This window comes from Paenibacillus sp. J5C2022 (genome assembly GCF_025567625.1).
Lineage (GTDB): Bacteria > Bacillota > Bacilli > Paenibacillales > Paenibacillaceae > Pristimantibacillus.
Genome location: NZ_JAOQJC010000080.1, coordinates 1 through 11,543 on the forward strand (window position 1 = coordinate 1; position 11,543 = coordinate 11,543).

The following is an 11,543-nucleotide window of genomic DNA, read 5'->3' on the forward strand; positions in this document are numbered from 1 at the left end:
TATGTCCTTGTTTGTTGATTACTATAACTATTGCACCGACCAGAATGATAGGTCTATGACCTACTAGCGCTCTAATTTCTTCAACATAGCTCATAAGTAAACCTCCATTACATTATAAGTCAACTAATTGACGTTGATTAATAGACGAATGCTGGATGTGTCCGGCTTATTCAGCTCCACTGTCAATTTCATCTGTCCGGTCCAGCGCCTAATTGAATCACTAACAAAATGCCTTTATAAATTAAATGTATCTTTTATTAATTTTGCTACTTCATCGGCATTCAAATTTGTGTTGTTTATCTTTAAATAGTTTCTTCTTTCTATTTCCCCTGGGTTCGAATTTAACCTATGTTTTTCCATAGTTTTCTTTAAGTCTCTTTCAGATTGTTCTAAATTTCTTTTCGTTGGTTTCTGATCTAGCCTAAAAGTAGTTTTATTTCTGATTAATCTTTCTTCAAGATCTGCTTCCAACTCAACAAAATAAATTTCCGCTCCTTTAGATTCAAAAATATCACATGTTTGATTTACAAACTCCCAATCCTCTTGTAGGTCAAATCCCCAAACATAGGTGAATATTAATCCATAATTATTACTTCTGGCGAAAGATTCGAACAATTCTTTACGGAGTAAATTCGCTAATCTCCATGTTTCTCGTTCAAATCCAAAATAAGGATGTAACAATTCGATTGACATATGATTATGGAATAATTTCAATTCTGTTATTTGGGTCAACTCATGACCTACTGTCATTTTCCCGACGGCTTGAGGTCCAAATATTATTATGAATTTAATACTTATCACTCCTATTTTTTTGGATTTACACTGATTGACTACAACATTTTTGGATTAACGAGCCTTCACAGCATTAAGTACCCGGAGGGAACAACTGCAAAGCTGGTTATACAGTGCAAGATTGCCAGGCTGAATATGCATATGATCCCCTGTAAACCACTTCTTTCAGTTTCGACCAGACCAAGGAGCATTAGCGACGCAGTGTGCGGTGTTAGCAATAGCGCCTCATTTCGAATCATCACTTGATTAATTCTATCATTGATTGTTTTTTTGTTGTTCATCAAATTCCCGTTGTCTTGCTTTGACCTCATCAATATAATGATCCCAGAATCTTGAGTTCTTTATTATGTATATACTTCCACCAAGTATTGTTATCGCTCCTATACAATAATTAAGAGTCAAATCAACATTAAAATAACCGTTATTAGGAACTACTTCTTCTGCTATTTTAGAAATTGCAATTATACAGATACCTATAATGATAAAAATAAAGGAGAAAATGACTTTGATTTGTTTCATTTATTCATCACCCTTAAAATATTTTTTCTTTTGGGGCTTTCAGACGTGCGGGTATTCACGACCCCAAAAGATTTTAGCAGCGAAACTGGTATGATAATGCCTTTATTACTTGTGAGACTTGAATATCGGTCTTTACTTCATTTAACTCTTTCCATTCAATCTTTTTTAGAACTTGATTATCTTCGCTTAATCCAGGGTCGATCCCTAAAAATTCTTCTTGCGTTTCATCAGTAATTCGTACTAAAAAACAATAACAATCACCTAATGAATAAGGATATTGAAAGAGAAACTTTTCGATCTCTACATCTAAACAAACCTCTTCTCGTACTTCTCTGGTAACAGCTTGTTCGATTGTTTCACCTGATTCAACACCGCCTCCAGGCAAAGTCCAATATCCAAGATCCTCATCTTCGACATATACCATCAATATTTTACTACCTTTTATTATAGCCGCACATGCCCGATCTCTTTTTGAGGTAATCACTATTTTCAATTCTCCTTTTAAATCCCTAATGATAACCAAGGGGCGCATGTCGCACTGGCGCGAGCACGATTTCACCAAGAAACCATTAAATTTACTTGCATTACTTACTTTCAGCTAACATTTTTTGTATTCGCGTCCCCTCACTGCCGGCACCTCATCTCGAATTAGCTAATCAAAAATCTTCGATTGTTCATTATTTCATGAATCACTTCATCTATCTGATCAACAGAATATTCTTGGGTATTTAAAATATGTTTATCATTTGTTAAGGCTTCTTTGAATTCATTCAGCAGAATTACACTTCGTTCACCCATTTGAATCTTATGATCTCTTGACTGATCTCTCAGCATAATTGTTTCATGATCGACCATAAAGACTACATAGATTATTCTTACATTTTCACTCGCCAACTCACTTAATAGCCAACTGGCTTCAGATGGAAATGTCACATAATCTATTACAACATCGAATTTATAATCAATTAGATTCTTTACCAAACTCAATATATTGATCCAGGTCAGGTTATGAGTTTCTTGACATAACCAAGGCTTACCCCTCCCATTTACAGGTAAATGACTAATATCATCTCCAGAAATGTAAGAGCTGCGTTCAAGCTGTTCAACAAGTTTCTTTGAAGTAGTAGATTTCCCTACACCGGCGGGACCAGAAATAATATAAACTGATCTTGTCATTATTAGGCTCCTTGAAATTATTTGTTTAATAGCTTTAAGGTGCATTCGTATAACGTTTCGTATATTCACGATGTCTAACGAATGTCGGATGTGTCCGCAGTAACCACTTCTCCAAACTGCTTATGGGACAGAAGGCGAATGCCCGATTAACGTTTATCATTCGCGACGTCGAAAGATTTAAGGGATTACTGGAACTGAGCATCCATTCAGCATACCGGTCCGCGAATAGAAATTAGTTTTGCAGATGTGTGTGTCCGATTCCGCTTTCTCGGAAGAAGCCTACAAGATGATTTGTACAATTTATTTCTCACACTTCCAGTTATTATTTTGATGACTTAGTATCGTTAATGATTGGGCTCGTCTTTCTGTATTCCACGTAGCACATCCATTTCTGATAATTCCAATTCTTGTTGTCATATATGCTCCTCGTTTACTTGGTTTCGGATCTTTCTGAAAACGTTCTTGTATTCCCGCACCTTTACTGCCTTAAATCACCGTAAGGAGTGGCCGTGACACGGTTAGACTTAATTATTTATTGAATTCAAATAAAAATGGTTGTGGGAAATGTAAACAGTGTTCTATTTATTTCTTAAAAGAGTCCCAAACAATCATTTCTTTAGCTTGTTCTATATCGTAGTATCCTAATTCAGTGCTTTCACTCGAGGTAGTAAGTTGACCAGAAATTGGTTTTGCCAAAAATAACATACTGCAGATTGATCCTTCAAATATATATAGCATTAAACTCAACACTCCTTTGAATAAAGCAATGTTCTAAATGTATTTATTTTTTCGTATTTGCGCTGTTTTCTCATAGCGCTTCGTATATTTACAACATCCGACGAATGTCGAATGTATCCGGCTGTTCCAACTCTCTGCTAATATCTTCTGCTGGACCGAGTACGAATGCCCGAAGTGTGAGTGTGATGTTCACTGAAGCTCCTGAAATCTTTAATATAATTATTCTCATCAACAAAGAAAGCAACTCAACCTGAAAGTATTGTTCTCTCTGATTTTCACTATATCACTATACGTTCTATTGAGTCCCAACGGAGCGGGGGGACGCGGTTAGGTCACATTACTCAAGGTCTAAATACCAGATCAACATTGCCTCGTCTTCAAAGTCACCTGAATAAGCGTATTCACGAATTTCTCTTAATTCCGCACCTTGTTGTGCATAAAATTTACACGCAGCTACATTATTATTTTGAGTTTCAATCTTAATCTGTTTACATCCTCTTTCCGTTGACCATACTTTTGCACTGGAAATTAATAGTTTCCCTATACCTCTACCTTTGTACTCAGGTGCAACTCTAATATCCCAAAGCACTGAAATGTCTTTTCTCTTTCCCAACATGTTAACTCCTTCTGTGTTGTAAACAAGGGTCAATCCTGCAACAGGTTTTCTATCATCATAAGCAATGAAAAAGCCCCAATTGGAAATATCGAACTCTAGTGGCCATTCATCAGGTCTTTCGTTTGCTCCCATATCTTTGAAATATTCTTTTACTGTCACTTCATTAAGTAATATTCCTCCGAGCCCCCCGTTTAGTTTTGTTAACTTATATTTTGAGTTAACATTAAACACCATCGGGATCTTGGCATATTCTGAAAGCTCTTCTTTGTTAACTTCTAAAATTTTAATTTCCATCTGTGCAGGAACTCCCTTACTTTTGATGGTTTAGGTTAATTCGGATAACATTCTTGTATTCACTCCATACACGACCGTAGGAGAGATACCCCTGATGCGTGAATATGGTGTTATCTGATTGGGATACCTTCTCTGAACTACTATTATTTCTTATTCATGATTTGTATAATTCATTACTATAAAGTCAACCTCTTGTGTTTTCACCTTACTCTTAAAATTCATTCCTTTCATAAATCCTGCACGTTCGTATACTTTTATTGCTCTCTCATTAAATTCAGCAACTACTAGCTGAAACTTTTGCACCTTGAAGTTCTCTTTCAAAAAAAGAATACTATTTATTAAAAATTCTTGTCCCTTTCCTAATCCTGTAATTTCAGGCGTCATACCTAATCCGATGTCTAAAATTTCATTGTCATTGTATAATCCAGCCTTATATCCTCCAGACACCCGAGCAGAGTTACCACTGCAAAGAAAACCAATTAAAGCATTTTGATCATTAGTCACATAATAATATTCATCACTCAATAGCTCTGAGATACATTCGTCACTTTCATCCATATTGTAAAAGGAATACGGATCTTCATATTTCCAAGTAGAGATTTGTGTCGCTATGTTCTTCGTCATTAGATAAAAACGATAATTAGACATGACCAATTATCCTTTCGGGTTTAGTAAATGACTTGCATCCCAGAATATTTATTAGCTCCATTGAGCTCCTACTTTCTGCCTCGATCCAGACTAAGGAGTGTAGTGTGAATACGGAGTTATGTGATACCTTCTTAGAGTAATTCCTCAATTTCTTTGCTGTTCTTAATTATTATCACTTTTGATTTATAGGGCTCAATAAACTCAAGAATTTTGTATTTGTTATCTCTTTCAAATTTTTGATTCCATTCAAGCATTTTTATTAATCCTTTTAAGGTTTGGTTATAAATCGATCTTTCTAATCCCAGCCGCTGTTTTATATAACGTAAGATTATTCGGACAGCTCGAATACACAATTTAGTATCCAGATAGATAATCAACTCAGCCCTATGAAAACTTGGGGTTAGCCATTTATAATATACACCTTCAACGACCCATTTATCTTGTTCGATTATATTATGTAAGAGTCTGTCTCTTGTTTCAGATGAGTTTTTACAGGAAAACTCTTCAGTCCCGCTCCACATTACTGTATCAAGTTCACCATATATTAATTTATATTTCTTTGATAATCTCTCAGCTAAATAGGTTTTTCCACTTCCTGTAGATCCGATAATATGAATGCGTTTAGGAAAATTCATTATATGAGCTCCTATATTTATTTGTTGCAGTGATTTCACATAACATCATTTGGTATTCACGACGCCCGACGAATACCGGGTGTGTCCACAACAGCTATTTCTCTGAAGCCGCTTCTGGAACCGAGGGCGTATGCCCGATGCGTGAATATAGAGTTATGTGATGCCAGCTATGAGATTCAATTAAATTGTTCTTGGTTATGGCTTTTAAATTCGTTTATTGGTTCATTATAATCAATGGGTTTATGAATCAGTCTATTCAGGCTTTTCAATCTTTGAATGTTATCATTAAAATCATCAGTTTCAAATATTGATATTTCTTTCATTGTGCCTAATACACTCCTGTTATTTGTCTTTGTTATCAATACTTCTGAAGTGTACTTCATATATTCATCAATTAATTCCTCTTCAACTTTTTCTGCTATTAGGTATGCCTTCAGTGTCGTTGAGAATTTCTCCTTCAATTGAGCCAGTTGTGATGTTCGTATTCCATCAATAATTATGCAGAGCCTCGATAGATCATTAACAAACAAAATATGTTTTCTATTGTTCAACTTGTAAATATTCGCATGCCAACTATAAAGTGTGGGATAATATTTCTTCTTTTTGAATCTCATTTTTGGTACCATTTCTAACCAGTTCACTGTCGTACCTAGTGCATAATTATATGGAATTCCTAATTCTCTTAATATATTCTACAACCTTTAAGGTTTCAACTTATCAATATTTTTCCGAATCAATTAATTTCCCAAATATCCCTATCGTAATGGGCATTAAATGGTCATACCCTCCCATTTGATAGGTTGAAAATATAAGATAATTATTCGAGTGGACAGTATAAACTTTTAGACCTTTATGTTTCTCTTGCCAATGCCGAATGTAATCACTTTTTGAGGGATTCGTCTTTATTAAAAGAATAATAATTATTAATGATAGCGTTAAAATAAACATCTTGATCAGCTTAGAAATACTCAAAATCTCACCTCAATATCTCATATTAAACCTGATATTCGAACATCAAAAATATCCACGAATTTTTAGTTCGTACACCGAATTTTTATTACGTCCTTGTATACACGAACCTTCATTGCCTTAAGTGACCGGAGGGAACGGCCGCGATCGGTTGAGCAGTGTAAGGATGTTAGGCTGAATCATCTTCTCTGCTACTGAATCTGCTTCTTCGAAACCTCTTCTTCTTGCTTCGGCCCGGACCAAGGAGCAGTAGCGACACAGCGTGAATACGGTGTTATCCGAAGTTAATGCCTTCTTTGAATTATCTACACGTCCTTTTACTTTTTATCTTCTTCAACAATTGGATACCACTTTAAATCTTCAAATCTTATAAAATTAGACTTTGCATAACGATATTCATATAGTGGTTTACCTTCACTATTGAATGCAATCGCATTTAATACATTCCAATTAATAGTTTCTTCCCATGAGAACGTTATTGATTTTCCTAGTTGTACTTCTTTTTTTAGTCTCTTCAATTCAGGTCCAGCTTCTATATAAGTTACTTGCGGTTCATTGACCATGACACTAAAAACTGTTGCTTTTTCCTTTTCATTATTTAGAGAAATTCCACCAATAGTTTTTATAGAATCATCATTGTGGTAGTAATATACAGACATTCTTGAAACCCACAGAAAACCAAACTTTCTAATACTAATAACCGTTATTGGTTTTTCTTCTGAGTCAAATATATTCACAGATCCCCAATTAAAATTCACTTAATCAAATAGCTTTGCATCTTTAGGTACAAAATGATTTGATCTTGCAGCAGATAAATCATCCATTCTATAGCCGCTAAGATATCCAATAAATATAATTAATATTGCGATTAATGGAAATATAACTAATTTAGATTTATCTCTGTTATAGTTATCACGAACCAGATTAAAAATAATGCAGATCCTAAAACTAGTCCTCTTGATATCACGGACTTAAATTTACCTTTACCTTCTGATTCGAGACCATTTATTCAAGAATATGATCTCTTTTCCAGTAAATCCTATTTTTCCACATTAATCCCCTCTGATCCGTGGAGTTAAGAAGAATAGGAGTTCCCATTTCACAACATCAGTAAATCTATATTCTTTTTAAATTTAGTTTTACGTCCCTTTCATATAACGTTCTTGTATTCACGAACCTCACTGCCTTAAGTGACCAAAGGGAACGGCCGCGACGCGGTTAGGCAGTGCAAGGTTGTCCGGCTGATTCCGCTTCCCTGCTTCTGAATCATCTTCTTCACAACCACATCTTATTACTTCGGCCCGGACCAAGGAGCCGGAGACGATTCGGTGTGAATACGGTGTTAACTGTTGTCGTCGACATCTCAGAATACGCCTTCAAATTAGTCAGGTCCTTAACATCTTTAATTCAGTTTGAATCCCCAATATAACAGGGTCTTCTTATGTCATTCATTAATTGATTTACTAATCCTCTTGGATAAATTCTTATTGAGTCTAAATTATTTATTTCTACCCACTCAATTCCTACTTGAACCTCATCAGGATTTGTTGCCTTGTGTAAATCTGACTTGTTATTAATTGAGCATTCAAAATAAAATTCAACTTGGTGAACCTCATGGTCCCATTCAGCATGCTCATGATTCTTACCAATATATTCTCTAATAAATATAATATCTTTTACTGATACTCTATATCCTAATTCTTCAATACATTCTCTAACTAATGTATCTTTTAACTCTTCTCCCTTCTCTTGACCACCACCTGGAAAAAGATAAAAGAATCCCTCATGATCTTTATTCTTTGTTAATAAAATCTGACACTCATCAATAATGATAGCTTTTGCAGAGTTTCTTATTGGTTTCATTTAGTTGCTCCTCGAATTATCAATTGATATTTAATTGTATTTTTGTTTTTGACGATTTCAGTTTATCGTTCTTGTATTCACGAGCCCGAAAGGCTAAAGCCAATCTGGTCAAACGCAGCGATCAGGTTGCCGGTGGCTCCGCCACTTAGCCTTGCAGGGTTGCCCGGCTGATTCCGCTTCCCTGCCTGCTGAATCAGCCTCAATCGAATCCACTTCTTCAACTTCGGCCGGACCAAGGAGCGATAGCGACGCTGCGTGAATACGGTGTTATAAGATGTCCTCGCCTACTTTGAAATGCTAGATAAAATCAATTTCCTCTTGTATCTAATTTCTTTAACGTTCTTGTATTCACGACATCCGAATAAGTCGGATGTGTCCACAGCAACCGCTTCTTGAAGCCGCTTCTGGAACTGAGGGAGAATACGTGAATATGGCGTTAGGCGATGCCACTTCCCTCAGTCAATCCTACATCTTAGTACATATACTTCGTTATTCTCTTTTATAGTTCTTTCGACATCATCGCTAGAGCTAATGGCATTTTTCCCTTTATTTCTTATCAACATACCTAAATCAACAATTTCATTTAATCCCGTGGAGATTTCATCCAATGGATAAGTTATTGTACTATCAAAATCGATACTTTTTATTTCATATTTTCCACTACTGACATTTCCACCTTGTCTTAAAGCTAACGTCCAGATTTCTTGTTTTGACACAAATTCTGATGTTGTAAAATATATCTTAATGTCTTTTGATTCTGACACATTTGAAATTCGTGTTTCCATATTCATTAATGATTCAATAAGTTCTCCATTTATATAATGATCAATCCAATAAGTAATGTTATTAACTTTTTCATTTCCATAATTGATTGAAAAAATCATTTGGTTATTTGAGCCTGCTGCTTTTAAGATTGAGTATTCTTCATCATTAAAATTAATGTATCCGATTGATATTTGATTCTGGCTACTCTCTATTTCATCGATCTTAAAACCATTTGTATTACCCTTGCATCCGGATATAATTAATACGCCGATTAATAACAAAAGTAACGTAGAATGTCGTTTCATATTAAGTCTCTCCTTAGTTTTCACAATCACAATTGGTTTCGCCTAACGTTTTGGTATTCACGACGCCCAACGAAGTCGTCCATAGCTATAATTTCTTTGTAAAGCTGCTTCTGGAACTGAGGGCGAATGCCCGATACGTGAATATGGCGTTAGGCGATGCCATCGGCAACTTCGAACTACTTACACACCTTGTATTTCTTTCTCCTTCTCGATAAATTCATCTTTTGTTAGTCCAAATAGTATTAGATCATGATAGTCCCCGTTTGTGTAAATAACTTTACGTCGTATACCTTCTTGAACACATCCGAGTTTTTTCATCATTGTTGCAGATGCGTCATTTCCTTGTAGCACAAAATCATTAAATTTATTTAATCGTCTTTCAAAAAAAGCATATCTTAATAGAATTCTAATTGCTTTTGTACCATAACCTTTACCTCGATGATCGCGATCAATCTGGATTCCGATACTAAAAGTTCCATTTCTTTCATCTATGCTATTTAAGTTTATTCCTCCAATGTTCTCGCCGTTTAATTTCTCAATAGTAAACATTAATCGTCCATTTCCAGACGAAAATTCTGAGCACTTCTCTACAAAGTTCTTGGCTTCTGTAATTGTTGGAGGTAATTCAACTGCACACTCTAACAATCGTCGTGCATGTGAATCAAATTGGTTGTAATAGTGCCCTTCCCAGTCTTCGTATTCGATTGCACGTAGACGGATATCTTCGTCTTGCCAAAAATAATTAGAATAGATTATTTCTTTCATAACCCATCCCCCATTTTTTATTTCGATTATGTTCTTAAGTGTTTCGATGGTTTCGCCAAACGTTATCGTGTTCACGACGTCCATTCACCCTAAGATGCCCAAGTCGTGCGACCAACACGATCTCGGCCGGCCGCGATGCGGTTGGGTGAATGGATGTGTCGCCTGATTCCGCTACCCCGACTTATCTTCTGGCGACCGAGGGCCAAATGACCCAATACGTGATCATGTTATAAGATGTCAGCGCCTTCTTCGAGTATTGCTCGGAATAACTACTGTTTCCCGTCGGATAGAGATAGCTAGGAATCCTGTAAGTGGACCTTTGTATATTAAATAATCCTTTCATCGTATTAAAAGGGAGCTTCACATGAATATATTTTATGGAAAAATCCCTTGAACGGGATATCATCTTCCAAACACTTAATGAGATACGACAGTTCTTCGTCACACTCCGGCTTATTACCTTTATTCCGCAATACCTCGAATGTATCCACAACATTTTCCAAGAGCGTTACTTGGATAAATAGGGGCAGTTTATCTAACATAAAATCGTCAATCCTGGTCTCGGATCTATATCCCGCGAGAATTGTTTCAAAATAATCATCCATGAACTTCCTACGTTTACCGGCATCTGGTTCAAATTGTATCCAACCCACTCCCTGTATCCAGAGCCCTGCTAGATCAAACAAATACCAGCAATAACATGAATTATCGAAGTCAAATACCGTTATTTGCCCGGTATCGAAATCGATCAAGTAATTCCCATCATTGTAATCAAAATGGACCATACCGAAGGTTTCAAGATTCCTGTCCAATCCTTCTAAGGTTTTAAGGATCTCCAATAGCTTGTCCTTCAGCTGAGGCAACGAGTTGGGTATCAGTTTATCAATATATTCGGAATTATACTTTTCAATGAAACTATACCGGTGATGTACTGCAGTGTAACCTTTCGATAATTGGTGCAGTTTCCCTAAGACCTTACCGCAATTATAATAATATTCGTTGATTGGAACTCCTTCTCTGTATTGGTAATGATTTTCCACAAGCATTTTTCCCTTAGCCTTTTTGAACAGAGTGATAAAATAGGTCCAATTATTAAAAGTTAACTCTTCCAACAGATTCCCATTCCTGGAGCTGATTACATCGGAAATACTTGCACCATGTTCGAATAGATATCTGACGAATTCAATTTCGCCCAAATAATCTTCCCGGCTTCGGTCATTTAAGAAAGCAATTCGAAGTATCTTTTCTTCGGCATCTTCACTTTCACAGGTGTATACGACATTACGCCCTCTGTCATGTGCCGGAATCAGTTGGATTTCATATCCTTTCGAGTCGAATAACTCCGATATTAATGGAAGTAACTGTGCATCCAAGATTCTAACGACTTCGTTATGAGTAATAATATTCTCTCCTCTCAAAAACACTCAATATATGTATATATTAAATGCATTTATATAC

13 protein-coding genes and 1 pseudogene are annotated in these 11,543 nt (G+C 35.9%); all 14 read right to left on the reverse strand.

Translation table 11 applies throughout. The features are described from left to right. Nucleotides 1-94: pseudogene (locus M6D81_RS31045) on the reverse strand (NUDIX hydrolase); the annotation flags it as partial. 140 nt (nucleotides 95-234) lie between these two features. Beyond that, nucleotides 235-792, reverse strand: a complete 558-nt coding sequence (locus M6D81_RS31050) for a DEAD/DEAH box helicase family protein (RefSeq protein WP_262681502.1) — start codon at nucleotides 790-792, stop codon at nucleotides 235-237. 255 nt (nucleotides 793-1,047) lie between these two features. After that, nucleotides 1,048-1,311, reverse strand: coding sequence for a hypothetical protein (locus M6D81_RS31055; RefSeq protein ID WP_262681487.1), 264 nt, complete (start codon nucleotides 1,309-1,311; stop codon nucleotides 1,048-1,050). Between the two features lie 73 nt (nucleotides 1,312-1,384). Further along, on the reverse strand, nucleotides 1,385-1,795 hold the full coding sequence (locus M6D81_RS31060) for an NUDIX domain-containing protein (RefSeq protein ID WP_262681488.1): 411 nt from the start codon (nucleotides 1,793-1,795) through the stop codon (nucleotides 1,385-1,387). A 164-nt stretch (nucleotides 1,796-1,959) separates the two neighbouring features. Then, nucleotides 1,960-2,487: an AAA family ATPase gene (locus tag M6D81_RS31065; RefSeq protein WP_262681489.1), complete on the reverse strand. Its 528-nt coding sequence runs from the start codon at nucleotides 2,485-2,487 to the stop codon at nucleotides 1,960-1,962. 1,075 nt (nucleotides 2,488-3,562) lie between these two features. After that, nucleotides 3,563-4,135 carry a GNAT family N-acetyltransferase gene (locus M6D81_RS31070; RefSeq protein WP_262681490.1) on the reverse strand — a complete coding sequence of 191 codons (573 nt, stop codon included), beginning with the start codon at nucleotides 4,133-4,135 and terminating at the stop codon, nucleotides 3,563-3,565. A gap of 150 nt (nucleotides 4,136-4,285) precedes the next feature. Beyond that, a complete protein-coding gene (locus M6D81_RS31075; protein ID WP_262681491.1) occupies nucleotides 4,286-4,783 on the reverse strand; it encodes a GNAT family N-acetyltransferase in 498 nt (165 codons plus the stop codon). Between the two features lie 131 nt (nucleotides 4,784-4,914). Further along, the gene (locus M6D81_RS31080) at nucleotides 4,915-5,418 is read right to left on the reverse strand and encodes an AAA family ATPase (protein WP_262681492.1); all 504 of its coding nucleotides are present in this window, start codon (nucleotides 5,416-5,418) and stop codon (nucleotides 4,915-4,917) included. A 176-nt stretch (nucleotides 5,419-5,594) separates the two neighbouring features. After that, nucleotides 5,595-6,059 (reverse strand): DUF6933 domain-containing protein, encoded by a 465-nt coding sequence (locus tag M6D81_RS31085; RefSeq protein ID WP_262681493.1) that lies wholly within the window; start codon nucleotides 6,057-6,059, stop codon nucleotides 5,595-5,597. A gap of 645 nt (nucleotides 6,060-6,704) precedes the next feature. Further along, nucleotides 6,705-7,124 carry a hypothetical protein gene (locus tag M6D81_RS31090; RefSeq protein ID WP_262681494.1) on the reverse strand — a complete coding sequence of 140 codons (420 nt, stop codon included), beginning with the start codon at nucleotides 7,122-7,124 and terminating at the stop codon, nucleotides 6,705-6,707. Between the two features lie 670 nt (nucleotides 7,125-7,794). Then, complete coding sequence (locus M6D81_RS31095) at nucleotides 7,795-8,250, reverse strand: NUDIX domain-containing protein (protein WP_262681496.1); 456 nt, start codon at nucleotides 8,248-8,250, stop codon at nucleotides 7,795-7,797. A gap of 455 nt (nucleotides 8,251-8,705) precedes the next feature. Next, nucleotides 8,706-9,320, reverse strand: coding sequence for a hypothetical protein (locus tag M6D81_RS31100; RefSeq protein WP_262681497.1), 615 nt, complete (start codon nucleotides 9,318-9,320; stop codon nucleotides 8,706-8,708). A gap of 180 nt (nucleotides 9,321-9,500) precedes the next feature. Continuing rightward, the gene (locus tag M6D81_RS31105) at nucleotides 9,501-10,085 is read right to left on the reverse strand and encodes a GNAT family N-acetyltransferase (RefSeq protein WP_262681499.1); all 585 of its coding nucleotides are present in this window, start codon (nucleotides 10,083-10,085) and stop codon (nucleotides 9,501-9,503) included. 347 nt (nucleotides 10,086-10,432) lie between these two features. Beyond that, a complete protein-coding gene (locus M6D81_RS31110) occupies nucleotides 10,433-11,458 on the reverse strand; it encodes a phosphotransferase enzyme family protein (protein ID WP_262681500.1) in 1,026 nt (341 codons plus the stop codon). Between the last annotated feature and the right edge of the window lie 85 nt (nucleotides 11,459-11,543).

Excerpts from the sequence above, each read along its gene's own strand:
- M6D81_RS31055 (WP_262681487.1), bottom strand. The coding sequence starts at position 1,311 with ATGAAACAAATCAAAGTCATTTTCTCCTTTATTTTTATCATTATAGGT.
- M6D81_RS31065 (WP_262681489.1), bottom strand. The coding sequence starts at position 2,487 with ATGACAAGATCAGTTTATATTATTTCTGGTCCCGCCGGTGTAGGGAAA.
- M6D81_RS31070 (WP_262681490.1), bottom strand. The coding sequence starts at position 4,135 with ATGGAAATTAAAATTTTAGAAGTTAACAAAGAAGAGCTTTCAGAATAT.
- M6D81_RS31075 (WP_262681491.1), bottom strand. The coding sequence starts at position 4,783 with ATGTCTAATTATCGTTTTTATCTAATGACGAAGAACATAGCGACACAA.
- M6D81_RS31080 (WP_262681492.1), bottom strand. The coding sequence starts at position 5,418 with ATGAATTTTCCTAAACGCATTCATATTATCGGATCTACAGGAAGTGGA.
- M6D81_RS31095 (WP_262681496.1), bottom strand. The coding sequence starts at position 8,250 with ATGAAACCAATAAGAAACTCTGCAAAAGCTATCATTATTGATGAGTGT.
- M6D81_RS31100 (WP_262681497.1), bottom strand. The coding sequence starts at position 9,320 with ATGAAACGACATTCTACGTTACTTTTGTTATTAATCGGCGTATTAATT.
- M6D81_RS31105 (WP_262681499.1), bottom strand. The coding sequence starts at position 10,085 with ATGAAAGAAATAATCTATTCTAATTATTTTTGGCAAGACGAAGATATC.